Raw genomic sequence first — 25730 nt, forward strand, 5'->3', positions numbered from 1 at the left:
CCGTATCCAAACGACCGAGAACAACCAAATCATCGATCACGCCCTGACGTGAACGCGACAACCCAGATCACACTTTTGGGTGGCGTCCTGCTTGCGAGGTTCAGTATTCTTTCGCCAGATGATCAGGCCAAACAGGCGTACATCGCGTTCGCATCCCGCCATCGGGTGAAGCGATGTCCGCACGCATGCCTTCGAACTACGTCTGCGATGACCCACGCCGAGTGATGCCGCCTCACGGGCGAGCGGTAGCGGTCGCTGCCCGCGCCGACCTGACCGGTCAGCACGACGTTCGAGAGGCAGGGGACCTGGCCGGTCCCGTCCTTCACGTCCAGCACGACGGTGTCGATCTCGCCTTTGCGGGCCATCGCGAACACCGTCTGGCGTGAGCGCGGTGACGTCCACTCCCCCGGTTCGAGATGAGCGACCCGCACCGGGACTCGGCAGGTGCGCTGGCCCGACATCGTGCCGACACTCCCGTCCGGTCGCCTGATGCGCCGTTCTCCGGCCACGCCCAGGGACGAGCTCGATTCAGATTCTGCGATCCGCCGAATTGTGATTCACCACCAGGTCACGCGCCCACAGCATTTCACGCACAGCATTCGGTGGATCACCGAAGCGCCCTCACCTGCGGCAACTGATGTTTGAAAAGCCAGTCTGCACATTTTGTCGCTCAAAGCCAGATCGGGTGTACAGTCGTTTTCACCGGGAACACCTCGCACCTGGGCGGTCAAGCCCATGTCGTACCCGGCGAAGAACTGAAGCGGCCGTTTTCCGGCTGGGGACGGAAGTCCCGGCATGATGTCTGCATCCCACCTGCCCATCGCCCCTCCGGCCGACCCGATCTCCGAACGGTCTCGGCGCACGCCGCGCACAGCGCTCACCGACCTGGGCGACGTCCTGTGGCTGAGCTACCACCACCTCGTCGGCCACTGGCGCCGGACTCAGCTCGACGGGTTCGTCTCACAACCAGTGCGCACCATCGACCTGGCCGCGGTGGACGGGCATCGCCGCACGCCGTCCGCGCGCCGGGACCGGGTCCAGGTGCGTGTGCTGAGGCTGCGCGGTCACCTCCCGGACCAGGGGCGTTGACCCCTGCCGGCACGGTCCGCAATGGAGCTTCCGCTTCCGTCGATCCGAAAGGCCCGCTTCGTGGTTCGCACCTACGGTTTTCTGAGCACGTATCCGCCCACGCAGTGTGGGCTCGCCACGTTCACCGCTTCCCTGCTGCGCCATCTGACCGCGGTGACGCCGGGAAGCACGGGCCGGGTGGTCCGCGTTCTCACGGAACCGGACCACGAGCCCGTCGCGATCGCGGGAACTCCGATGGTGCACCAGATGACTCCCGGCGGGGTCGAGGCGGCGGCCGAGGCGCTCAACCGCTGCGACGTGGTCGTGGTGCAACACGAGTACGGGATCTACGCCGGCCGCGATGGGGAGGACGTGCTCGGTGTGCTCGCCCGGCTGCGCGTGCCGGTGATCGTCGTCCTGCACACCGTGCTCACCACGCCCACGCCCGGGCAGCGGCAGGTTCTCGAAGAGGTCGTCGGCCACGCCGATGCCGTGGTGACCATGTCCAAGGCCGCCCGGCAGCGGCTCGTGGACGGCTACGCCGTCGAGCGGCCCGACGAGGTCGTCGTGATCCCGCACGGCGCGCTCTCCGTCAGGCCTCCCGCCCACACTTCGCCCGCCGACCGGCCGATGATCCTCACCTGGGGTCTGCTGGGGCGTGGCAAGGGCATCGAGTGGGGCATCTCCGCGCTGGGCGCGCTGCGCGACCTGAAGCCGCGTTACCTGGTGGCCGGCCAGACCCATCCCAAGGTGCTGGCGCACGAGGGCGAGACCTACCGCAGGAACCTGCGCAACCGCGCAGCCGCGTTCGGTGTCACGGACCTGGTCGAGTTCGATCCCACCTACCGCGAGGTCGCAGCGCTGGCGGAACTGGTCGGACAGGCCGACGTCGTCCTGCTGCCCTACGACTCGTCCGAGCAGGTCACGTCCGGTGTGCTCGTCGAGGCCCTGGCCGCCGCCAAACCGGTGGTCGCGACCGAGTTCCCGCACGCCGTCGAGCTGCTGGCGGACGGAGCCGGGCTGCTGGTGCCGCACCGCGATCCTGCCGCCATCACCGCGGCACTGCGGCGGGTGCTGACCGAACCGGAACTCGCGACCGGGATGAGCGACCGTTCGGCGAATCTCGCCCCGGCACTGAGCTGGTCGGCCGTCGCGAACCGGTATCGGCGCCTGGCAGAGCGCCTGCTCGCCGCCCGAGTCGTCGTGACCACGTGACCGGCCCGGACTTCGCCCACCTGATCCGGCTCAGCGACGACACAGGTCTGTTCGAGCACGCCGACGGTCCGCTGCCGCGTCGTGAACACGGCTACTGCCTGGACGACGTCGCCCGCGGCCTGGTCGTCCTGTGCCGCAATCCGGAACTGCCCGCCGAGTTGGTCGTACTCGTGGAGCGCTATCTCGCCTTCACCGCTCACGCACAGGCCCGTGACGGACGGTTCCACAACCGGCTCGGCCCCGACCGCGGTTGGCAGGACGAGCCGGGGCTCGGTGACTGGTGGGGACGCGCGTTGTGGGGGCTGGGCACCGCCACCGCCCGATGCACGGTGCCCTGGATCCGCCACGCCGCGCTGGCCTGCTTCGACAGAAGTGCCCATCACCGGCCGCCGTCGGTGCGGTCGATGTCCTTCGCGGCGCTCGGCGCGGCCGAGGTGCTGAGCGTCGACCCCGGCCACTCCCTCGCGGCCAAGCTGCTCGGTGACATCTCCTCCTACGTCGGCGAACCCGGCGACACACCGGACTGGCCCTGGCCAGAACACCGGCTCTTCTACGCCAACGCCGCACTGCCGGAGGCGCTGATCGCCGCGGGCGACCTCCTCGACGATCTCCAGATCCGCGACGACGGCCTGCGGCTGCTGGACTGGTTGCTCACCGTCGAGACCAGCGAGGCGCACTTCTCCCCGGCCCCGGCAGGTGGCTGGCGCATCGGCGAGCCGCGCCCGGCATTCGATCAGCAACCCGTCGAGGTCGCCGCGCTCGCGGACGCCTGTGCTCGGGCCCACCAGATCACGGGCGATCCGAGGTGGCTCACCGGCGTCCGCCGCGCGGTCGAGTGGTTCGACGGCCACAACGACCTCGGTGTGCCCATGCGCGACAGGGAGACCGGTGGCGGCTACGACGGACTCACCCCCGACGGCCCCAACCACAACCAGGGCGCCGAGTCGACGCTGGCGTTGATCTCCACTCTGCAACACGGCCGCACCCTGCTGGGGAGCGACGGATGAACGCCGGCGTCACGCGCACCTCGCTGCGCCTGCGGCCGGAACCGCGCCGTGTCATCACCAAGCTGTTCGTGCCGGGAGAGGAGCGGCCCGAGCACGAGTCGCGCTCCGCGGCCGTGATCCGGCGGGTGATGGCGCTGGACGAGGAGACGGTGTGCACCGTGCTGGACCGCACGATCCGCATGTTCGCGGGCAGGCACCGGGACGTCCGGGTCACCTTCGCCGATCACTTCGCGAGCGTGAGCCACCGCCTGTCCGCGGATGTCGAACTGTCCGAGTCCCGCAGACTGCTCATCGGCGCGTACTTCACCCACGAGTACTCCATCGAGGGTGCCGCGCTGTGCAACCCGTCCATGGTCGCGCACCCCGATCAGAGCGGGATGGGACCGGACCAGCTGAGATTCGTGCTGAGCGTCCGCGGCATCGGTGAGGGCCACCTGTCCTCGATCGGCTTCCGCACCGGAGTGGCCGGTCCCGGTGGTGCGCTCACCGTCGACACACCCCCGAACGTCGTCACCACCGGCCTGCACCGGGAAACCGTGCACGAGAAGAGCCTCTTCCAGGGCAAACTCGCTGAGTTCGGCCACGACGACGAGGTCTCCGCCGTCCTGAACCGATGGCTGCCCGCGCGGTTCACCGACGCCGAGCTGGACCTGGTGCTGGCCGACCTGCATCCGAGTCTGGTCGCCCGTCAGGAGGCGCACCGGACCGTCGAGCTGGTCCGGCGGATCGCCGCGTGCAACTACACCTCGGAGTTCCCCGACGACACCGTCATCAGCGGGCGCGTGCTCTGGCCGACCGGCCCCTCCGAACGCCAGGGCATGGAGGACGCCAGATTCGTGCGCTTCACCGATGATGACGGCGAGCGGACCTACTACGCCACGTACACCGCCTTCGACGGTGTCGATGTCGCACCACAACTGTTGCAGACCAACGACTTCCGCACTTTCAACGTCACACAGACGACCGGCTCGGCCGCTCGCAACAAGGGCATGGCCCTGTTCCCCAGGAAGATCGGCGGCCGGTTCGCGGCGTTGACGCGCGGGGACGGCGAGAGTTCGGCCGTGGTGACGTCCGACGACATCAGGACCTGGAACGGCGCACAACCCGTGGAAGTGCCCGGCCGGCACTGGGACCTCGTCCAGGTCGGCAACTGCGGTTCGCCCGTCGAGACTCCCGAGGGCTGGCTCGTGCTGACCCACGGCGTCGGCCCCATGCGGGTCTACTCGATGGGCGCGATGCTCCTCGACCTCGACCACCCCGAACGGGTGCTGGCGACACTGCCCGAACCGCTGCTGCTGCCCGCCGCCACCGAACGCGACGGCTACGTGCCCAACGTCGTCTACTCCTGCGGCGCCCTGCTGCACGGCGACACGCTGGTGATCCCCTACGGCGCGAGCGACGCCTCCATCGGGCTGGCCACCACGTCGCTGCGCGGCCTGATCACCGCCTTGACCGGGAAGAACGACCTTCAGCACTCGCTGGCGGGAACCTCGCACCGTCACTCGACCGCAACAGAGCCACACTCCACAAAGGACAGTGAATAGATGAGCGAACTACCAGGGGACACCGCAGTCATCACCAACCGGCTGCACCTCGCCACCGGCTTCCTCTCGAACGAACGCGGCTGGGTCGTGGAACGTCTGGCCGCACTCGGCTCGCGCCTGCGCTCGTTCCACGACGACCAGGTCGAACTCGAGATCAGCGTCAAGGACCGTCGCGGCGTCGAGCAACGAGTCACCCTGGAGTGCTGGATCAACCGCACTCCCCGCCTGCACCTCGTCGCCACCTCGTCCGAGCCGGACCTGCCGTCCGCGCTCAACGAGGTCCGCACCGAGCTGATCCGGCAGGTCGACGAGGCGAAGACGCGGACCGAACCGCGCCACAACCGCGCGCTGAGGTCCGTCCCCGCACTGACCGAGCACGACCAGCCCCAGCGTTGAACGGGGTCGGGCGACGTCGTTGACGACGTGACCGGTGTCCGCCGCCACGGCTCTCGCCGGAGGAGCCGTGGCGGATCAGGTGGGTTCGGCAGCGACAGGCGTGTGAACGGCCGGAGAAGCTCGGCCGTCAGAGTCCCCCGACTGTCCACTCAGGACGGCGACCAGGCAGGTGAGAACCTGGAACCGGCCGCAACGGCAGTCCCGGCGAACGGCGCTCAACCCGCGTGACATGTCAGCCGGTGCCGTGAGCGGAAACATCTCGGCGACCTCCTCGGCGCGTCAGCGACTCGATGCGTGCGCCGCCGAGGTCCGGAGCGGATGTCCGATCCACCGCGTCGAGCCCGAAGCTCTGATCGGGTGGGATGCCTCGCCAGCGTAGAACTCTGTGACGTTCGCTGACAGGGCCGATGAGGGGACAGCGGCTGAAGCTGTGACTCAACGCGATGTCGTGACGGCTGAACGGGCACAGATGACAATCCGATCGAGTGGTGGCACCCGGCGTGGCTTGTGGGCGGACTCCGTTCAAACCTAACGTGCGGCTTCTCTGCCATCCGCCCGCCTGGACCCCGCGGTCGCCACGGTTCCCCGAGGAGATTCCCGTGAGCACCGTCCGTCTGCCCAGGGCGCCCGTGATCGCCCGAAGTGCGTCCCGCCAGCCAGGCCGATCCCCGGGCACCGCGCGATTCACCGTCACAGAACAGCTCATCCGACGAGGGGCCGTCGTGATCGCGGTACTCGGCGAGGTCGACGTGCGCAGTGGTCCAGTACTGCACACCCGTCTGCACGGGCACGTCCGCAAGGCGGGTCCGGATCTCATCGTCGACCTCACCGCGGTGAGCTTCCTCGGCATGACCGGCTTGGCCACCTTGATGGCCGTGTGGGAGGCGACCGTGATCGCTGAGGTCGAGTTCATCGTGGTGGCACGCACCCGCGCGGTTCTCCGGCCGCTCAGGCTCACCGGATTGGACCGCAAGTTCGACGTGGTCCCCGGCCTGGCTGCGGAACGATGACGGTGGACACCGTTGAGGTCTCGTCATCGCCCCGAGGCCTCGACAGGACGTCGCCCGGTCAGCCCGTTGTGAGGGTCGGGCGTGAGGGCGAGGCGGAGTCCGTGTCGGCGCCGTTGTCCGCTTGGCGTTCGGTGCGGCCGATGCCGTGCCAGTCCAGGCAGAGCACGGTGGCGTCGTCCTGGAGATGATCGCGGTAAGCGCGCCTCACCGCCCTGGTCGCCGCCCGCACCACCTCCCTGGGGTGCAGTGCTTCGGTGTTGCGGAGCAGCGCGGGGAGGTCGACGGCTTCGGCGTCGCGTTCGAACATGCCGTCGGTGAGCAGCATCAGCCGGTCGCCGGGGCGCAGGTTGAGCCGTTGCACCCGGTAGGGATGCGGTTTCACGCCGAAGAGCAGGTCGACCTTCAGGTCGAGCTCCTCCACCACGCCGTCGCGCAGCAGCAGTGGTACCGGGTGGCCCGCGTTGACCAGTTCGACCGCTCCGTCGCGCAGGTCCACGCGCACCAGCAGCCCGGTCGCCAGTGATCCCAGGCGGTGGTCCAGCAGGGCGTGGTTGGCCTGCTGTGCCTGCTCGGCCAGGCCGTCGCCGGCCCGGCGGGCCCTGCGCAGGGCACCGACCAGCAGAGTCGCCGTCATCGCGGAGCCCACGTCGTGGCCGACGGCGTCGGTCATCGACAGGTGCAGGACGTCGCGGTCCAGGGCGTAGTCGTAGGTGTCGCCACCGATGTCGTGGGCCGGCACCAGGGCGCCGGCCACGGTGAACTGGGCGGCCTCGCAGCAGGACGCCGTGGGCAGCAGCTGGTGCTGGATCTCCGCTGCCAGGCTCATCCTCGTCGTGCGCCTGCCGGAGTGGTAGAGATCGGTGAAGCGGCGGTCGGTCACTATCACGTAAGCCAGTGCGTGCGCGGCCTCCCCCAGCTGCGCCAGCACCTCCTCGTCGAGGGAGGGCACCGTCACCTCCAGAACGCCGACGCAGTCGCCGCGATTGGTCACCGGCAGCACCACACGCACCCCGTCGCCGTCCAGCCCCTGCCACGGCCGTTGGGTGCGCAACACCTCCTCGTAGACGCTGTCGCGCAGATCAACGCTCTCCGCGCCGCCCCTGCCGAGCTCCCACGTGCTCGAAGCCAGCCGCACCAGCCGCTCATCGCCGACGTCGATCAGCAGGAACGACACGTCGACGGCCTCGAACCGCTTCGCCAGATCCCGCGCGACGACCTCGACCGACTCCACCGGCGGCGCGCTCTCGGCCGCCGCCAGCACATCACCCGGTCGCAACACAGCGCCATCCACGGCAACCTCCGCGCAGTTGGGATCACCCTAACCGCATCACCAGCACAGGTTGAACACGAAGAGGCCACCAGCGACTCACGACCAGGCCGCCGAAGTCCTCGTCCGCATCCGCGAGCCGGGCCCGCGTCGCTCCTGTCGCTCGCCCTCTTCGCACCTCCGGTCAGAGGCGGCGGGCCGATCGCCAGGCCGTCGAGTACGTGCCGCCGTCGTCGAGCAGGGAGGTACCTCCCACATCGCCCATGGTGGGACCGTTGATGCGTTCCCTGCTGGAGATGAAGCGGTGTTTGCCGCGGTCGTCGATACCGAGGTAGATGCCGACGTGGTCGAGCGTTTCGGGATCGTCCTCCAGCTCGAAGAACACCAGGTCCCCCGGCTGCAGCGCGGCGTAGTCCGTGGCGCGGCGCAGCTTGTTGGGGACGAGTTGGACACCGGGACCGAACTCGGAGATCGCGAACGCACGACGCGGCAGGCCAGGACCTGCCGCGTTCGTGTTGAGCAGCGGCATGCCGAGGCGGTAGCCGAACACCAGCCGGACGTAGCCCGAGCAGTCGACGGCGCCGTAGCGACCGCGGTCAGGTGCGCCGGCGGGGCCGTTCGGGAACTTCCAGGGGACACCGAGGTAGTCGTAGAAGTCCGACTGCTCCTGCCTGCCCGCGCCGGACGCCTTCACCGGGCCGAACGACGCGTCGCCCCGGAACCGCACGCCCGAGGCGTCCTTTTCGGACGGCGCGTCGATCGTGTACTGGGTGGCGATCTCCAGGACGTCGGGTGTGGTGTCCTGGCGGGCGGCGCGGAACCACTCGGCGAACCAGTCCGCCTTCTCCGCTCCCGCGGTCCACGGTTGCGGCAACAGCCGCACCCATGCCGTGGTGCTGACCTTCGCCGCCGTCGCCTTCGGCTCGCTGAACGACCGCAGCGAGCCGTTGACCAGAGCGGTCCGCGCGTCGTCGGTGAACGTGGCGGTGACGGCGCCCGCACGATCGCGCACCACGGTTCTCCCAGGGCTGTTGACGCGCTCGAAGGTCAGCTCCGGTGCTGTGCCCGCCGTGACCTGCTCCGCGGTCGGCGGCGCCGCGACGGTGGACTTCTCCGGCCAGAACACGACGACGCCCGCGACCAGCGCGACGACGGCGACTCCCGCCCCGGCCAGCACGCCCTTGCGATTCATCGGCACCTCCATCACACCGTCGGAACCAGGCCGACCAGGACACCGCTCGCCAGCACGCCGTAGCCCGCGGCGCTGACGACGCTGGTCGCGATCATCGTGACCAGCGGAGGCTGCCGCACCAGCTGGTAGGCGATGAGACCGGGCACCACGAAGCCGAGCGTCTGATGCGCGAACAGCAGCGGGTAGTCGCTCTGGATGAGCAGGAACAAGGTCGACTGCAGCAGCACGCCGGTGAGCACGACAGCGGCGAACAGGCGCTTGCCGTAGAGGATGACGAAGCGCTGCAGCAGTTTCACCGCGCCGAAGGTCACCCCGCTCATGACGACGACCAGCAGCGCGCGCCGGTAGTCCTCGACGAGCGTCAGCGCCAGCCATCCCGGCGTGATCATGCCGCCGGGTGACAGGTTGGTCGTCAGGTAGCAGGCCAGCGAGAACACCAGGCCGATGGCGAGGCCGAGCGTCGCCACCTCGGGCAGGAGAAGCGAACCGTTAGTCATGGGTGTGTCCTGGTCTGGGCGCCGGACGACGCTCGGGCAGAGGTCGCTGCGGCCGCTGGGGCCTGTGGGGCCGGTGCGGGTGGTCGAAGAGCTGTCCGCGGATGGGCGCGTGCGGACTGACCGGAGGCGGTGTGGGCCGCCTGCGTGGCGGCGGTGGTGGCGGCGGTGGGACGGGGACGCGCGCCCGTGGAGCCTGCACGCGCGGCTGCGGCCGTTGCTCGTCGGGTTCAGGTTCGTCGAGCTCGTCGACGGCGTGCAGCAACACCTCTCCCTGGCCGTGGATGTTGCCGATGGCGACGAGCGAGACGGTGTCGTCCACGTCGGCGAGGATCGAGTCGAGCAGGTCGCCGGCGCCGCGCGCACCACCGAGGTCGCTCACCCGGTCCTGCCACTCCTCGGCGATGCTGAGTCGCGCGCTGCGGGTCGGCTCTCCGATCAGCACGACGCGGTCCGGGTCGATCCTCTCGACCAGCTCACCCATCTGCCGGTTGCGCTCGACGCGGTCCGGTCGGCAGTTGATGACCACGTGCAGAGGCCGGGCGATCGAGCCCTGTTCCAGCAGGCGTTCGACGTTCATCAGGGTCGATTCGGGGTCGTTGGCCGCGAAGACGTTGGCGAGCTTGATCTGCTTGCCGTCCCGTGTCCTGGTCTGCACCGACAGCACGCCGGGGTCCGGCGGCGCCGCCCACATGCCCGCCAGAGCCAGCCGCCGGTTGACACCGAGCAGCTCGGCGACCGCCAGCGCGATCGCGACGTTCTCCTTGAACGTCACCCAGGAGAACCCGGCCATCTCCTCGTCGGTGACCGACTCGGGGTCGACGGCGATCAGCTCGCAGTTCCGCTTCGCCGCCTCCTGTTCGAGGATCGCCAGCCGGTCGCGTTCGGCCGTCACGCACACGCCACCCACCGGCATGGACCGGCTCAGCGAACGCGCGACGTCGTCCAGCGTCGGGCCCATCTCGGCGAGGTGGTCCTCCCGCACGTTGCACAGCACGCCGATCGTGGACCGGATCAGCTTGCTCTGGTTGATCTCCTGCAGGTCCGGCATCACGGCCATGCACTCGATCACCAGCGCGTCGGAGCGATAGGCGGCGGCGCGGCGCACGATGCCGATCTGCTCGACGACGTTCGCGATGCCCCACTTGCGGTAGACCGGCTCCTCGCTGCCGTCCGGGTGGATGAACCTGGCGGCCGTGCCGGTCGTCTTCGCCGTGGTCACCAGGCCGCCACCGCGCAACGCCCCCGCGCACAGCCTGGTGATCGAGCTCTTGCCGCGGATGCCGTTGACCAGCACCCGGTGCTCGATCCTGCCGAGCTGGCCGAGGTGAGCGCGCTGCTCGAGGATCCCCGCGATCAGCAGTCCGGTGGTGAGCACCACGAACACCACGTACAGGTACGTCACGGGCGTCTGCCTGCTCTGGCCAGAGCGCGCTTGCGCGGTGCCGGTGCCGGGACGGGCTCCATCAGCATCGTCGGCTCGGTCGCGGAGCCGCTGGGGCGGCGGACGTCGCCCAGCCGGTCCGGGCCCTGCACGACGGCCTGTCTGCAGATCTCCAGGCAGCTCGCGATCGTGCCGATCTCGTCGTGGCGCTGCGGGTAGATCACCGACTTCAGGTCGCCCGCGACGAGGTTGTCGGCGGCGCGCGCGACCCTGCGCAGCGGTCCCAGAACGGTGAACAGGATCCAGCCGTAGCCGAAGAGGGTCCCCAGGGCGGCGACCAGCGCGAGCAGGTGGGCGTAGCGGCGGGTCTGGTTCTCGGGCAGCGCGAGCTCGCTGGCCGGCTTCTCGGTGGTGACCGTCCAGCCGAGCCGTCCGACGGAGCCGCCGAGCACCGCGGCCGAGGCCACGATCGCCGGTTCCTCGGAACCCTGGTGCACCTCGGCGACAGCGCTGCCGTTCTTCGCCAGCCCCGCGTTGCGTCGCAGGCTCTCCGCGGTGACCTCTTCGAAGGCGACGAAGCCGTCGGTGGCGCTGATGGTGCGGAAACCGGAGTCGACGACCCTGGCGTGGCCGGGCACCTGGCTCAGCAGCACCCGCAGGTGGTCGAGGTCGTACTCGCCGATCAGCGTCGCGCCGTCGAGCGGTACCTCGGCGAAGATCACCGGCACGCGCCCGGACTGGTTCTGCTGGCGCACACCGGAGTCACGCGCCGGAGGCTGGGCGGTGCGCAACGGCGGTCGCCCGATCACCTCACCGGTGGCCGAGCCCTCGCGGTCCACCAGGTACAGACTGCGGTACCGGGTCTGGGTGGCCAGCAGCTCCCGCAACGACGCCCGCAGGGGCTCGTCCGTGCCCTTGACGTCCTTGGCGTCCTTGGCGCCGGCGGCGAGCGTTTCGAGATCCGCCAGGCCGTCGTTGACACTGCGCCGCAGCGCCTCCGTCGCCTTGCCGGTCTGCACGCGCATGCTCGCCACCACGGCGCCCGGGATCTCCACCTGCGGGGTGCGGAACGCGACGAGCATCCCGGCCGACCAGCCGAACATGGACAGTGCGACCGCGAAGCACACGATCCGCGCACTCGTTCCACGCGTCTTCCGCTCGCGCTCCGCGTCGTCGTTCAGCTGGTCCTGGCACGCCTTGCCGGCAGCGACGATCCGCGCCACCTCGGTGGTCCGGCTGGCACGGATCCTGGTGTCGAGCCGCCCCGCGGCGACGCGCAGCAGGTCGGCCCGCACCGAGACCACCGGCTTGGTCATGTACCGGCGCACCAGGAGGAACCCGAGCAGCGCCAGAACGGCCAGCGCGGCAGCGGGGACGACACCCGAACCGGCGGGATCGGTGCCGGCCAGGGGGCCGTCCGAAACCGCGACGACCGCGAGGTCGAGGCCCGCGGGGCTGCCCGACGGCATCACCCGCGCGTAGGTCAGCGTCGGCTGCACCTGCTCGCCGGCGGAGCCGAGGACGAAGCCCGGCTCGCCCGACGCCGCCTTGCCCGCGCTCGCGATCAAGGCCTCCGCACTCGCGTCACTGCCCTGCGCCAGCGGACCGTTCGCAGCCACCACCTTGCCGGACAGCGTCGTCAGCAGCAGCGACTGCCGCAGAACCTGATCGGGGTCGGCGTCGGGCAGACGGACCGCCGTCGTCGCGGCGAGCAGCTGACCCGCAGGCAACGGGAACACCGCGATGAGCACGACCTCACCGTTGGCCGCGACGGTCGACGCGACGGTGGGGACGGTGACGTCACCCGGCACCGCCTGGACCGGCACGGCCTCACCGCGAGTGGCGACCAGTGTGCGGGACTGCGCGGCGAGCACCGAGACCCCGCGCCACTTCTTGTTGCGCATCAACGCGTCGAGCATCGGCTCCGTGCCGGCGGACGCGCCGGACGCGGCGACGGTGCGCAGATCGCTCAGGCTCTGGCTCGCCGTCGCGCCGATCGCCCGCGCGGTGGCGACCGCGATCTGCTGTTGCGACTCGACGAACGCCCGCGGAACCTCGCGGCCGTCCCGCGAGTCCAGCAGCACGACCGTCGCCGCGGCGATGCCGAGGAAGAACACGAGCAGTACCACCGGCAACGGCCGGACGGCGAACCCGGACTCAGGAAGCTGAGCAGCCAGTCGCTTCGCCTGTCTGTCACTGTGCGCAGCGGCCTCGTCACCGCTTGCGGAAGTTTTGTGGCGCGCCACTGAATCGGTCCGTCCTCACATCTCAGGCACGCCCCCGAACGCGGCCCCCAGGTCCTGGAATCTCGTAGATTGTGCACTAATGCCCGATCTATCTGTCACTCATACGTGAGCAACTGGGGACCAAATGAGTGAAATAGACTACACCGAGTGACTACTTTTGGCTCAAGGTCCCGCTACTGGTGGATCTTGCTGGCGGTGGCCGTCGTCCTCGCCGGAGCCGTCGTCGTCGCGATGCCGAGGCACCGGCAGGAGCCCTCGTCCCAGCTCCCCGCGGCCTCTGTGCAGGAGCGGGTTCAGCGGTACTCGGCAGCGCTGCGGGAGGACGCCGCGTACCGGCCTCCCAGCGACGATGAGCGGCGGACGTTCGTCGACGCGCTCGCCACGCTGAGCGCGGGGCGGCCGGATGACGTGCCGCTGGCCGTCGGTCCGTTGCGGGAACTCGGCATGAGCGTCGAACAGGGCACCGACGACCAGACCGGTCGCAACTACGTCATCGTCGCGAGCGAACCGAACGCGGAGCGCGGCTGGGGTCTCTACATGATTGATCTCACGCGGCCGGCGCGGGTGGCGCTGCAGGTACCGCACCCGGCGAACGACCTGCACACCGGCGAGATCGGGCTGGAACTGTTCCGGAAGGTCCCCGGAAGTGTGCTGGCCGTCTCCGGCACGCACCGCGCGGTCGCGAACGGCGCGGGTGACGCCGCGCACCGCGTCGACTCGATGTTCCACGCGCTCGCCGTCGAACACTCGGAGCGAGGTCTGCCGCAGGTGCAGTTGCACGGTTTCGGGGACGACAGCCTGTCGTCCGCGGACGCGGTGATCTCACCTGGCGCCGGTGCGGCCGAGTCGGCCCACCGCCGCATCGCGGACGGCCTGGACCGCTCGCTGCGAATCTGCCGGGCGTGGGCGCGCGACTGCGGTGAGCTCGAAGGCAGGCGCAACAAGCAGGGCGGCGTGGCCGCCGGGCACGGGGTGACGTTCGTGCACCTGGAAGCGAGCAGGACCGTCCGGGACGATCCCGCAACATGGCAGAAGATCGTCAACGTCACCGCGGACGCCCTCACCGACGCTTGACGTCCGCGCAGTCTCTGATTTGATTTCAAAATCAAAGCGCTAAGTTTTGAGACAGCGGTAGACGGTGGCGCGCGAGACACCGATCTCCTCGGCTATCTCCGGCACCGGACGACCGGCTGCGTACATCTCGCGGACCTGCTTGGCCTGGGGTTCTTCTACCGGACGCTCGACACGTCGTTGCGACTGCACGCGGACTTGGCCCTGGCGGCCGGCGCCACCGAGGAGACCTTCCACGACCTCCTCCGCGGCCTCGCCGAGTTCGGGCTGCCCCGAGCCTGGGCGGCCGCGGCGGCCCTGTTCCCCGGCAGCGCCGCGGACTGACGCGACTTTCCCGAGCGGGCGGGCCGGTCAGCGACAGCGCACGCCTACTCCCCCCGCTCGCCGGTCAGGTACCGCTGGATCGTCGGGCCGAGCCAGGCCACCACCGCGGCCCGGTCCAGCGCGACCACCGGCGGCAGGCACAGCACGTACCTGGTCAGCGCGAACCCCAGTGCCTGGGTGGCGACCAGTCCGGCCCGCACCGGGGCCTCGGCCCGGTCCTCGACCAGCGCCGCGACCACGGGCCCGAGCTGGGCCGCGAAGAGCTGGCGCATCCGCTCGGCCGCGGCCTGGTTGGTGACCGCCGCCCGCAGCAACGCCATGAGGGTGTCGTCGTGCTCCCAGCGGTCGACGAGGTGGGCGGTCAGCCGGGCCCCGACCTCCTCGCGCGGCACCCCGGTCAGTTCCGGTAGCCGCAGGTCGAACTCCGCTGCGGCGGCGAACAGCTTCTCCTTGTTGCCGTAGTAGCGCATGACCATCGACGGGTCGATGTTCGCGTCAGCGGCGATCGCCCGGATCGTGGCGCGCTCATAGCCGTCCGCCGCGAAGCGTTCCCGCGCGGCCGTGAGGATCGCCGCCCTGGTCGCGTCGGAGCGGCGCGCCTTGGTGGTTTCCGTGCTGCCCGTCATGCCAACAACTGTAGGCCAACACCTGTTGACATGTCGAGCCCAGCCGCTCTACCGTTTGCCAACGAGCGTTGGCAAACAACCGTTGACCAGAAGGAGACGGACATGTCCGAGGTGATCGTGGTCGGTGCGGGTCCCACCGGACTGCTGCTGGCGGGCGACCTGGCCGAGGCCGGTGTCGCGGTGACGGTGCTGGAGAAGCGGGACGGCCAGGTGTCGAACCTGTCGCGGGCGTTCGCCGTGCACGCCCGCACGCTGGAGCTGCTCGACGCCCGCGGGCTGGTCGAGGAGCTGGACCGCACCGGAGCCGGGCGCGTCACCGACATCCGGCTGTTCGACCGGGTGCACGTGGACCTCGGCACCTTGCCGAGCCGGTTCCCGTACATGCTGGTGACCCCGCAGTACAACGTGGAGCGGGCACTGCTGGCGCGGGCGGTCAAGGCCGGGGTGGAGATCGTGCACGACGCGGCGGTGACCGCGGTGCGCCAGGACGCCACCGGCGCCGAGGTCGACACGACCGGGGGCACGTACCGCGCCGATTACGTGGTCGGCACCGACGGCTTCCACAGCGCGGTCCGCCAGGCGCTCGGCCAGCCGTTCCCGGGCAAGTCGGTCCTGAAGTCGATCATGCTGGCGGACGTGCGGCTGCGCGAGACGCCGCCGGACACGTTGACCGTCAACGGTTCCGGCTCGGAGTTCACGTTCATCGCCCCGTTCGGCGACGGCTGGTGGCGGGTCTTCGCGTGGGACCGGCGCACCAACGTCACCGACGACACCCCGCTGGAGCTGGACGAGGTCCGCGCGATCACCAGGCGGGCGCTGGGCACCGACTTCGGCATGCACGACGCCCGCTGGCTGTCCCGCTTCCACAGCGACGAACGGCAGGCGCCGCACTACCGCGTGGGCCGCGTGTTCCTGGCGGGCGACGCCGCACACGTCCACTCCCCCGCCGGCGGCATGGGCATGAACACGGGCCTGCAGGACGCGGCGAACCTGAGTTGGAAGCTGGCGGCGGTGCTCCGCGGCGCCCCGGACGCGCTGCTCGACACCTACCAGGCGGAACGGCACCCGGTCGGCGAGGAGGTCCTGCGGATCAGCGGCACGATGATCCGGCTGGCGATGGCGCGGTCCCGCTTCGCGCGTGCGCTCCGCGGCCTGGTCGGCGGCACCGCGCTGCGCGTCCCGGCGATCCACCGCAGGCTCACGGGCAGGCTGTCCGCGCTGGGTTTCCGCTACCGCGCCCCCGGCGGCGAGCACCGGCTGACCGGCACCCGGATGCCCGACGTGGACCTCGCCGACGGCACCCGGCTGTACGAGGCCCTGCGCGGCGGCCGTTTCGTGGTGGTGGGCACGGGCGACGTCACCGGCTGGGAAGACCGCGTGCGGGTCGCGGCCCCCGCCGAACCGGGCGGCGACACGGTTCTGGTCCGGCCCGACGGCTACGTGGCGAAGGTCTTCACCGGCACCCCGGACGCGGCCGCGCTGCGGGACGCGCTCGCGACGCTGGCGGGCAAGTCGGTCGCCGTCTAGGTGCGGCTGGATGGACGCCCCTACAGCCGGAGGTTCCGGGTTCGTTCGGCACAGCGACTGGAACGGCGGCGATCAGGAGCGTCACGGCGAGTGATCTAGAACGGGTGGAGTTGAAGCGGGCGTGCTCGGCAGGACCGAGCCCGCTCGCTTCTGCGCGTTTCACAGCATCCAGAATTCTCGAAATATCGACATTCGCACGGTCCGTGACGACGTGTGACGATACGTATCCGAAACATTTTCCAAAAATACACCTCTTTTCAAGAGGGTTTTCGAGACGGTTCAGTCCAAACCCACCCGTTCGAGTGGTTGACCTCCAGCAGCCAACGACAGAGCGTCACTGGCGACCGCAAGAAGGCGTCTTATCGGGGGCACTCCAAGGACGTGCTCCATTTGGCGGTCCCACGGTGTGATGATGATTTGGCAGCGTACGAACCTCTGAACGGACTAACCGGCTGAATGCGGAGTCCTGACACAAAACATGCGACGAAATTGCTCTGGGGGTCGACTTGTACTGCGAGGGAACATGCACGAAGTCCAGCTCCAGCCATTGTTGGAAAGACACTCCAGACGCCATCTGATTCCGGGCGCCCAACTCGCCGTGCACCGCGACCGAATTACCCGCTCGGTCGAGTTCGGCGTCCAGCACACGGGTGGGCCGCCGATGACGCGGGCCGCGCGCGTGCCGGTGGGGTCGGTCAGCAAGACCTTCACCGCGGCGCTGGCGATGCTCCTCGTGTCGGACGGCGACCTCGATCTCGACGAGCCGCTCGCCGAGTACCTGCCCGCTGCCGCGAGTCTGAGCGAACGGCTCACCGTCCGGCACCTGTTGAGCCACACCGGTGGTCTGCCGTCCGATTCGGACGAGGTCACGGCGTCGACGTTGAGCAAGCACGTGGCCGAGTGCCTGCGCCGCGCCGACCCGTTGCACGAGCCCGGTGACGGGTTCTCCTACTCGAACATCGGGTACAGCGCCGCGGGACACCTGATCGAGGTTGTCACGGGTATGAGCTGGTGGGAGGCCATGTCGTCGGTGTTGCTGCGGCCGCTGGGCGTGGAGGCGCACTTCGTGGTGGCACCGGACGGGGTGCACGACACGGTGCCGGGGCACGCGGTCAATCCCGAACGGCACCGGGTCGTGCCGGTGCACCAGTCGCTCACGCTCGTGGACGCGCCCGCCGGTGCCGTCGCGGCCAGTGCGATCGACCTGGTGCGGCTCGGGCGGATGCTCGCCGGCGAGGGGCCGACGCTCGTGGAGAACGCCCAGCTTCGTGAGATGCGGACTCCCGTGGACGGTGCGGAACCGTTCGGGATGGCCGATGGCTGGGGGCTCGGCGTGGCGTTGTTCGAGGGCGGCTGGTTCGGGCACGACGGCACAGGCGACGGCACGTCGTGTCACCTGCGCGTGCATCCGGAAAGCGGCGCCGTAGTCGCGCTCACGACGAATGGCAGCACCGGATTCGCGATGTGGCACGAATTGGCGCGCGCGCTCGGCGTCGGTGACTACGACGGTTGTCGCGAGCTGGGAGAACGGGTGGCGGCGACACCGCCGGGCTGCATCGGTCGTTTCTACAACGGCGACACCGAGTATTCGGTGCAGCCGGGTGAGAATGCGCCGCTGCGACTCGTCGTGGACGGTGAGCCGTTCGCCGAGTTGACGCTCTACGACGGACTGCGGTTCCGAATGCGCGACGTCGACACCGGTGACACTTCGCAAGCCGGACGTTTTCTGCGCGGTTCCCCCGGCCGCGACATCGGCTGGCTGCAGGTGGGCGGCAGGCTCGCCCGCCGCGTCGCCTGATCATTCCCTCACCCTTCCGACTGATCCCCCGGAAAGGCCCTGTCCGTCATGTTTCTCACGGCACTGTTCCGCGCCAGAGTGGCGTCGTCCCCGCACGCACCCGCGGTCATCGCGCCGTCGGGCACGCTCACGTACGCGGAGCTGGACGCCCGCGCCAACCGGCTGGCGTGGTGGTTGCGTGAGCGAGGGGCCGGTCCCGAACAGATCGTGGCGCTGCGGATGCCGAGGTCGGCCGACATCGTGGTGGCGCAGCTCGCCGTGCTGAAGGCAGGGGCCGCCTACCTCCCGGTCGACCCCGCCTATCCCGCCGAGCGGATCGGCTTCATGCTGCGCGACGCGGCGCCGCTGCTCACCCTCGAGTCCGCGGTGGACACGAGCGGGATGCCGGACAGCGATCCGGAGGTCGAGGCCGACCCGGCGCACCCCGCGTACGTGATCTACACGTCCGGTTCGACCGGGCGGCCGAAGGGCGTGGTCGTCACGCACGCCGGGCTGGCGAACTTCGCGAGCGCCGAGATCGAGCACTTCCAGGTGCGGCCGGGCGACCGGGTGCTGCAGTTCTCCTCCCCCAGCTTCGACGCCTCGGTGCTGGAGCTCTGCATGGCGCTGCCATCCGGCGCGGCGCTGGTCGTGCCGCCGGAGGGCCCGCTGCTGGGCGAGCAGCTCGCGGAGGTGCTGCGGGACGACAGGATCACGCACGCGCTGATCCCACCCGTGGCCATGGCGACCGTGCCGGAGGTCCCGCTGCCCGACTTCCGCACGCTGATCGTCGGCGGTGACGCCTGCACGCCCGAACTGGTCGAGCGCTGGGCGCCCGGCCGGCGGATGATCAACGCCTACGGGCCGACGGAGTCCACGGTCGTGTCGACGTGGAGCGAGCCGCTCACCCCCGGTGGCAGCCCGCCGATCGGCACGCCGATCCCCGGCACCGTCGCCCACGTGCTGGACGACGACCTGCGGCCGGCGGCCGAGGGAGAGCTGTACGTCACCGGCACGGGTCTCGCCCGCGGCTACCTCGACCGGCCGGGCCTCACCGCGCAGCGGTTCGTCGCCAACCCCTTCGGACCGGGGCGCCTGTACCGCACCGGTGACGTCGTGCGGTGGCGCGACGGCGTGCTCGAGTTCGTCGGGCGCGCCGACCACCAGGTGAAGATCCGCGGGTTCCGCATCGAGCCCGGTGAGATCGAGGCGGTGCTGCGCGACCACGCCGGTGTGCGGGAAGCGGTCGTCGTCGCGCGCTCCGACCAGGGGCTCAAGCGCCTCGTCGCCTACGTCACCGGCGAGGCCGACCGGGCCGAACTGCGCGCGCTGGTCGCCGCCAGGCTGCCCGAGCACATGGTGCCGTCGGCGTTCGTCGTCCTCGACGCGTTCCCCATGAGTCCCAACGGCAAGCTCGACCGATCGGCGTTGCCAGAGCCGTCGGGCGGCGCGGTGACGGCCACGGCCCCGCGCACGCCTGCCGAACACCGGGTCGCGCAGGTCTGGGCCGAGGTGCTCGGGCTCGACGCGGTCGGCCCCGAGGACGACTTCTTCCAGCTCGGCGGCGACTCGGTGCTGGCCATGCGCACGCTGGCGTTGCTGGGCGGCGGACTGCCGTTGCGCGCGCTGTTCGAGCACCGCACGGTCGCGGCACTGGCCGCGGTGCTGCCGGACGCCAGACCCGCCGAGATCGCGCCCACCCACACCGGGCAACCGGTGCCGCTGTCCCGCACGCAGAAACGGCTCCAGGGCGCGGAAGGACCGGACAGCAACACCGCCGTCGGCGTGCGGCTGACCGGCTCGCTCGACCGCACCCGGCTGCAGCACGCACTGGACCTCCTGGTCGCCCGGCACGACGCGCTGCGCACCACCGTCCACGGTGACGTGCAGGTGATCAGCCCGCACGGCACCGTGCGGCTGGAGCTCGTCGACGACCTGGAGGCCGAGCTGGCGAAGCCGTTCGACCTGCGCACCGGACCGCTGACGCGGGCGCTGCTCACCCGCGACCAGGTGCTCGTGCTGTGCCAGCACCACATCATCACCGACGGCCGTTCGGTCACCGTGCTGCTCGACGAGCTGGCCAGGCTCTACGCGGGCGACCAGCTGCCACGGCCACGCCTGCAGTACCCGGACTTCGCGCTGTGGCAACAGGAACAGCCGGTGCCGAGGGTGGACTACTGGCGGCACAGGCTCGACGGACTCGAGCCGCTCGACCTGCGCACCGACCGGGTGCGGCCGCCACTGCGCACGACCGCGGGCGCGGTGCTGCGGCGCGGGCTGGGAGCCGGGCTCGTCCAGCGGCTGACCACGCTGGGCCGGGCGCACGACGCGACGCTGTTCATGACGCTCACCGCACTGGTGAAGGTGATCATGGCTCGGCACAGCGGTCAGCGCGACATCGCGGTCGGCACGGTGAACGCCGGACGGGACCGCGCGGAGCTGGACGGCGTCACGGGCTTCTTCGTCAACACGCTGGTGCTGCGCACGTGGCTCGACCCCCGGCGGCCGTTCACCGCCTACCTGGACCAGGTGCGCGACACGGTGCTGGAGGCGTTCGCCCACGACGACGTGCCGTTCGACCAGCTCGTGGAACAGCTGCGGCCCGACCGCGACCCGAGCCGGACGCCGCTGGTGCAGGCCGTCGTCGCGCTCCAGCAGCCGCTGCTCACCCGCACCGGTTTCGGCGACCTGGCAGCCGAGGAGGTCGAGCTGCCGCGGCCGGCCGCGCGGTTCGACCTCGTCACCGAGTTCTGGCCTGCCCAAAACCGTGGTGAGGGCGACGACCTCACGCTGACGCTGGAGTACAACACCGACCTGTTCGACGCGAGCACGATCGAGCGCATGGCCGACGACCTCGTCGCGCTGTGCGAGGCCGTCACCGCGAACCCGGACCGGGACCTCGTCGAGTTCGCGGGCGAGGCGGAGGACGTGGCACGGGTGCGCGGGTTCCGCGTCGACCCGGCGGTGGTCGAGGAGGTCCTGCGCCGGACGGTCGACGATGCGCACGTGGTGGTGCACGACGGACGGCTCGTCGGCTACGTCACGCGGGCGAATCCCGCGGAGCTCAAGGGCGTCCTGAGCCAGGTGCTGCCGGACTACCTCATCCCGTCGGCGTGGGTGGTGCTCGACGAGATCGACCGCGCGAACCTGCCGCAACCGCCGACACCGCGGATCGAGCGCGCCCGGTTCGTCGCGCCGCGCACACCCGTCGAAGCAGTGCTCGCCTCGGTGTTCGCCGAGGTGCTGGGCGTCGGCCAGGTCGGGGTGCGCGACGGGTTCCTGGAGCTGGGCGGCGACTCGATCCTCGCGATCAGCGTCGTCACCAAGGCGCGGGCCGCCGGTCTGCACCTGGCCGCGCGTGACGTCTTCCAGCACCAGACGATCGCCGAGCTGGCTCCTCGCGTGCGGTCCACCGGCCGGACGAGCGCGGAGCAGGGCACGGTCACCGGGGACGTGCCGCTCACGCCGATCCAGCACTGGTTCTTCGACCACCACGACGGGCTCAGCCGGTTCCACCAGTCCGTGGTGCTCGACTTCGCCGAGGACGTCGACGCCGGACGGCTGGCCAGGGCCGTCAGCACGGTGGTGGCGCACCACGACGCCCTGCGGACGCGGTACTCGTTCGACGACGGCTGGCGCCAGCGCATCGAGCCGTCCGGGCACTCGCAGCTGGAGACGGAGATCGTGGCACCGCGCCAGGTCAGGTTGTCCGCGCACCACCTCGTCGTGGACGGCATCTCGTGGCGGATCATCGCCGAGGACCTGCGCGCCGCCTACCGCGGCGAACCGTTGCCACCGAAGACGACCTCGTTGCGCGAGTGGGCACACCAGCTCGTCGGCCACGCCCGAGCGGGCGGGTTCGACGACGAACGAGCGCACTGGGAGCAGCTCACCGGTGGCAGCTCCAAGACGGGCACCACCGCTTCCCAGCGCGGTGTCACGGTTCGACTGTCCGAACAGGACACCCGGCGCGTCCTGCGCGAGGTGCCGCCCGTGTACCGAACCCAGGTCAACGACGTCCTGCTGGCCGCGCTCGGGTGCGTGCTGAGCGGCTGGACCGGTTCCCCGCGGGTGCTCGTCGCACTGGAGGGCCACGGCCGCGAGGAGCTGTTCGACGGCGTCGACCTGTCCCGCACGGTCGGCTGGTTCACCTCGATGTTCCCGATCGCCCTCGACGTGCCGGAAGCGGGCTGGGGCGAGACGCTCAAGGCGGTCAAGGAGCAGCTGCGGGCGGTCCCCAGGCGCGGCATCGGTTACGGAGCCCTGCGGTACCTCACCGGCGAGGGCCTGCCGGACGTCACGCCGGAGGTCGGGTTCAACCACCTCGGCCGGTTCGAAGAAGACCAGCGCGGCATGGACCTCGACGCCGACCCGGACGCACCGCGCCCGCACGCCATCGACGTGGTCAGCCGCGTCGAGGGCGACCAGCTCAAGGTGACCTGGTTCTACAGCACCGACCTGCACGACGAGGCGACGATCACGCGGCTGGCGAACGAGATGCTGGTGGCGTTGCGGGACATCGCGCACCACTGCGCGCAGCCGGACGCCGGCGGCCGCACACCGTCGGACTTCCCGCTCGCCCGGCTGGACCAGGCGTCCTGCGACCGGATCGCGCTGCCGCACGTCGAGGACGTCTACCCGCTCACGCCGATGCAGGCGGGCATGGTGTTCCACTCCCTCGACGGCGTGTACGTGCAGCAGACCAGTTTCGTCGTGACCGCGGACCCGGACGAGCTCGCGGCCGCGTGGCAACGGGTCGTGGACCGCACACCGGTGTTGCGCAGCAGCGTGGTCTGGGAGGGCGTGCCGGAGCCGGTGCAGGTCGTGCACGCGCAGGCACCGGTGCCGATCCGCCATCTGGACTGGACCCGAGGGGATCGCGAGGAACTGCTGCGGGCGCTGCTGGAGTCCGACCGGGCTGAAGGCATGGACCTCGCGACCGCGCCGTTGATGCGGCTGACGCTGGCCCGCCTGCCGGAGGGCGAGGTGCAGGTGTTGTGGACGTTCCACCACGTGCTGCTCGACGGCTGGAGCGTCTTCCAGGTGCTGACCGACGTTCTCGGCGAACCGGCGGACCGGCCGCCGTTCCGCGATTACGTCGAGTGGCTGCACCACCAGGACGACGAGCCGGCCGAGCGGCACTGGCGCGAGGTGCTCGGAGGCTTCACCGAGCCGACGCCGCTGCCGTTCGACCGCACACCGTCCGGGCAGCACGGCTCCAGCACCACGGCGAACCTGCGGATCTCCTTGTCCGCCGGGGAGTCCGCCGCGTTGTACGCGTTCGCCCGCGAGCAGCGGCTGACGCCGGGAACGGTCGTGCAGGGCGCGTGGGCCGTGCTGCTCGCCCGTTACGGCGGACGGGACGACGTGTGCTTCGGCGCCACCGTGTCCGGCAGGCCCGCCGATCTGCCCGGCGTCGACGACATCACCGGGATCTTCATCAACACCCTGCCGGTGCGCGTGGCCGTGGACGACCGGGCGCCGGTCGCGGCGTGGCTGCGCGGCCTGCAGGAGGCGCAGGTCGAGGCGCGGCGGTTCGAGCACGTGCCGCTGACCGACCTGCGCACCTGGAGCGGCGTCGAGGGCGGGGTGAACCTGTTCGACAGCGTGCTGGTGTTCGAGAACTACCCGGCGCAGGGGCTGCCGCTGCGCGACCTGCGAGCCGTGGAGACGACGAACTTCCCGCTCAGCGCCACGGTCTACCCGGACACCGAGCTGACCGTGCTGCTCGGGTACGACCCGGCGGCGTTCGACGAGACCACGGCGCGCAGGCTCGGCGACCACCTGCGCGTGCTGCTCACCGGCATCGCCGAGGACGCCGACCGGCAGGTCGGTGCGTTGCCGCTGCTCACGGCGGAGGAACGGCAGCGCGTCCTGGTCGAGTGGAACGACACCGCGCACGAGGTGCCGGACCGCACCCTGCTCGACCTGCTGGCTCCCCACGCTGAAGAGGCCGTGCGGTTCGAAGGAGAGTCGATCAGCGGCGCGGAGCTGGAACGGCGGGCGAACCGCCTGGCGCACCGGCTGGTCGCCGAGGGCGCCGGTCCGGAACGGGTGGTCGCCGTGTCCCTGCCGCGGTCGATCGACCTGGTCGTGACGCTGCTGGCCGTGCTCAAGGCGGGTGCGGCCTACCTCCCGATCGACGCCGAACTGCCCGCCGAACGCGTCGCGTTCATGATCGATGACGCCGGCCCGGTGCTCGTGGTCGACTCACCGCTCGACGCCTCCGGCCACCCGTCCACGGCACCCGAGATCGTCCTGACGCCGGACCACCCGGCCTACGTGATCTACACGTCCGGCTCGACGGGCAGGCCCAAGGCCGTGGTCGTGCCGCACCGGGGCGTCGTCAACCGTCTGTTGTGGACACAGCACGAGTACGGGCTCACCCCGGACGACCGGGTGCTGCAGAAGACACCGGCGAGCTTCGACGTCTCGGTCTGGGAGTTCTTCTGGCCGCTGATCGCCGGCGCCACGCTGGTGGTGGCCAAGCCGGAGGGCCATCGCGACCCGGCCTATCTGGCCGACCTCGTCCAGCGCGAGTCGATCACGACCGTGCACTTCGTGCCGTCGATGCTGCGCGCGTTCCTGCGCGAGCCCGCCGCCAAGGGCTGCACGGGGTTGCGGCGGGTGCTGTGCAGCGGCGAGGCACTGCCGCCTGATCTGGTGCGGGCCTGGTACGAGACCATCGACGTGCCGCTGCACAACCTGTACGGGCCGACCGAGGCGTCGGTGGACGTCACGAGCTGGGCGACCTGCCCTGGCGCGGACGTCGTGCCGATCGGCAAGCCGGTGTGGAACACCGCCCTGCGCGTGCTCGACCCCGAGCTGCGGCCGGTGCCGCCGGGTGTGCCGGGTGAGCTGTACCTGGCGGGCGTCCAGCTGGCCCGCGGTTATCTGAACCGGCCCGGACTCACGGCCGGGCGGTTCGTCGCCGATCCGTTCGGTCCGGCGGGCACGCGCATGTACCGCACCGGTGACCTCGCCCGGTGGCGGCCCGACGGCTCCGTCGAGTACCTGGGTCGCACCGACCACCAGGTGAAGGTCCGCGGGCTGCGCGTGGAGCTCGGCGAGATCGAGGCCGTGCTGGGTGATGCCGTCGTGGTCGTGCGGGACGAACGGCTGATCGCTTACGTCACGACGCCGGACGTGGACGCGTTGCGCAAGGCCGCGGAGGCCGCGTTGCCGGACTACATGGTGCCGTCCGCGATCGTGCGGCTGGACGAGTTCCCGTTGAGTCCCAACGGCAAGCTCGACCGGCGCGCCTTGCCCGATCCCGAGTGGACGCCGGCCGAGCACGTCCCGCCGCGCACGCCGGCCGAGGAGGCCGTCGCCTCGATCTGGGCCCAGGTGCTCGGTGTCGGCCGGGTCGGTGCCGAGGACGACTTCTTCGCGCTGGGTGGTGACTCCATCCGCGGCATGCACGTCACCTCGCTGCTGCGCGACGCGTTCGGTGTCGATCTGAGCCCACGCGACGTGCTGTCCGCCCGGACCGTCGCCGCACTTGCCGACCTCGTCGAGGAACTGATCCTGCGCGAGCTCGAGCACACCGCTTCCCTCAACGAACTCTGAGGACCAAGAGCAC

Annotated in this window: 18 protein-coding genes and 1 pseudogene; 11 read left to right on the forward strand and 8 right to left on the reverse strand. The window is 70.5% G+C overall.

The features are described from left to right. Positions 1 to 122 precede the first annotated feature (122 nt). The gene (locus tag SK571_RS14325) at positions 123 to 461 is read right to left on the reverse strand and encodes an alpha-amylase family protein (RefSeq protein WP_319984541.1); all 339 of its coding nucleotides are present in this window, start codon (positions 459 to 461) and stop codon (positions 123 to 125) included. 334 nt (positions 462 to 795) lie between these two features. On the opposite strand from SK571_RS14325, the gene SK571_RS14330 reads away from it, so the two are divergent. From SK571_RS14330 to SK571_RS14355, 6 genes are all read left to right on the forward strand, one after another. Then, a complete protein-coding gene (locus SK571_RS14330) occupies positions 796 to 1089 on the forward strand; it encodes a hypothetical protein (RefSeq protein ID WP_319984542.1) in 294 nt (97 codons plus the stop codon). 60 nt (positions 1090 to 1149) lie between these two features. Then, positions 1150 to 2283, forward strand: coding sequence for a glycosyltransferase (locus SK571_RS14335; RefSeq protein WP_319984543.1), 1134 nt, complete (start codon positions 1150 to 1152; stop codon positions 2281 to 2283). After that, positions 2280 to 3290: a hypothetical protein gene (locus SK571_RS14340; RefSeq protein ID WP_319984544.1), complete on the forward strand. Its 1011-nt coding sequence runs from the start codon at positions 2280 to 2282 to the stop codon at positions 3288 to 3290. Before SK571_RS14335 ends, SK571_RS14340 begins: the two co-directional genes overlap by 4 nt. Next, positions 3287 to 4834 (forward strand): glycoside hydrolase family 130 protein, encoded by a 1548-nt coding sequence (locus SK571_RS14345; RefSeq protein ID WP_319984545.1) that lies wholly within the window; start codon positions 3287 to 3289, stop codon positions 4832 to 4834. Before SK571_RS14340 ends, SK571_RS14345 begins: the two co-directional genes overlap by 4 nt. Continuing rightward, positions 4835 to 5230 carry an HPF/RaiA family ribosome-associated protein gene (locus SK571_RS14350; RefSeq protein WP_319984546.1) on the forward strand — a complete coding sequence of 132 codons (396 nt, stop codon included), beginning with the start codon at positions 4835 to 4837 and terminating at the stop codon, positions 5228 to 5230. It abuts the gene before it with no gap. Positions 5231 to 5859: 629 nt separating this feature from the next. Beyond that, positions 5860 to 6240, forward strand: coding sequence for an STAS domain-containing protein (locus SK571_RS14355; RefSeq protein ID WP_406601986.1), 381 nt, complete (start codon positions 5860 to 5862; stop codon positions 6238 to 6240). A gap of 58 nt (positions 6241 to 6298) precedes the next feature. On the opposite strand, the gene SK571_RS14360 is transcribed toward SK571_RS14355, so the two are convergent. The 5 genes from SK571_RS14360 to SK571_RS14380 all read right to left on the reverse strand — a co-directional run bounded on the left by SK571_RS14360 (position 6299) and on the right by SK571_RS14380 (position 12706). Next, positions 6299 to 7531, reverse strand: a complete 1233-nt coding sequence (locus SK571_RS14360; RefSeq protein WP_319984548.1) for a PP2C family protein-serine/threonine phosphatase — start codon at positions 7529 to 7531, stop codon at positions 6299 to 6301. Between the two features lie 160 nt (positions 7532 to 7691). Next, positions 7692 to 8699: a C40 family peptidase gene (locus tag SK571_RS14365; protein WP_319984549.1), complete on the reverse strand. Its 1008-nt coding sequence runs from the start codon at positions 8697 to 8699 to the stop codon at positions 7692 to 7694. An 11-nt stretch (positions 8700 to 8710) separates the two neighbouring features. Further along, complete coding sequence (locus tag SK571_RS14370) at positions 8711 to 9196, reverse strand: poly-gamma-glutamate biosynthesis protein PgsC/CapC (protein ID WP_319984550.1); 486 nt, start codon at positions 9194 to 9196, stop codon at positions 8711 to 8713. After that, positions 9189 to 10598 (reverse strand): poly-gamma-glutamate synthase PgsB, encoded by a 1410-nt coding sequence (pgsB, locus tag SK571_RS14375; RefSeq protein WP_319984551.1) that lies wholly within the window; start codon positions 10596 to 10598, stop codon positions 9189 to 9191. Before pgsB ends, SK571_RS14370 begins: the two co-directional genes overlap by 8 nt. Next, positions 10595 to 12706 (reverse strand): HAMP domain-containing protein, encoded by a 2112-nt coding sequence (locus tag SK571_RS14380; protein ID WP_319984841.1) that lies wholly within the window; start codon positions 12704 to 12706, stop codon positions 10595 to 10597. The genes pgsB and SK571_RS14380 overlap by 4 nt, the downstream gene beginning before the upstream one ends. Positions 12707 to 13018: 312 nt before the next feature. Between SK571_RS14380 and SK571_RS14385 the strand changes: the two genes are divergently transcribed. Beyond that, a complete protein-coding gene (locus SK571_RS14385) occupies positions 13019 to 13897 on the forward strand; it encodes a hypothetical protein (RefSeq protein ID WP_319984552.1) in 879 nt (292 codons plus the stop codon). Between the two features lie 39 nt (positions 13898 to 13936). Here SK571_RS14385 and SK571_RS46375 read toward each other — a convergent pair whose 3' ends face one another. Continuing rightward, a complete protein-coding gene (locus tag SK571_RS46375) occupies positions 13937 to 14131 on the reverse strand; it encodes a helix-turn-helix domain-containing protein (RefSeq protein WP_406601983.1) in 195 nt (64 codons plus the stop codon). Between SK571_RS46375 and SK571_RS14390 the strand changes: the two genes are divergently transcribed. After that, positions 14075 to 14218 (forward strand): hypothetical protein, encoded by a 144-nt coding sequence (locus tag SK571_RS14390; protein ID WP_319984553.1) that lies wholly within the window; start codon positions 14075 to 14077, stop codon positions 14216 to 14218. The two genes, SK571_RS46375 and SK571_RS14390, sit on opposite strands and share 57 nt — an antisense overlap. 44 nt (positions 14219 to 14262) lie before the next feature. Here SK571_RS14390 and SK571_RS14395 read toward each other — a convergent pair whose 3' ends face one another. Beyond that, positions 14263 to 14844 (reverse strand): TetR/AcrR family transcriptional regulator, encoded by a 582-nt coding sequence (locus SK571_RS14395; protein ID WP_319984554.1) that lies wholly within the window; start codon positions 14842 to 14844, stop codon positions 14263 to 14265. 102 nt (positions 14845 to 14946) lie between these two features. Between SK571_RS14395 and SK571_RS14400 the strand changes: the two genes are divergently transcribed. From SK571_RS14400 to SK571_RS14410, 3 genes and pseudogenes are all read left to right on the forward strand, one after another. Beyond that, positions 14947 to 16371 (forward strand): FAD-dependent monooxygenase, encoded by a 1425-nt coding sequence (locus SK571_RS14400; protein ID WP_319984555.1) that lies wholly within the window; start codon positions 14947 to 14949, stop codon positions 16369 to 16371. Between the two features lie 523 nt (positions 16372 to 16894). Next, positions 16895 to 18169, forward strand: coding sequence for a serine hydrolase domain-containing protein (locus SK571_RS14405; RefSeq protein WP_319984556.1), 1275 nt, complete (start codon positions 16895 to 16897; stop codon positions 18167 to 18169). A 54-nt stretch (positions 18170 to 18223) separates the two neighbouring features. Further along, a pseudogene (locus tag SK571_RS14410) lies at positions 18224 to 25717 on the forward strand (amino acid adenylation domain-containing protein); the annotation flags it as partial. Between the last annotated feature and the right edge of the window lie 13 nt (positions 25718 to 25730).

The sequence above is a fragment of the Lentzea kristufekii genome (assembly GCF_033949925.1).
Classification (GTDB): Bacteria; Actinomycetota; Actinomycetes; order Mycobacteriales; family Pseudonocardiaceae; genus Lentzea; species Lentzea kristufekii.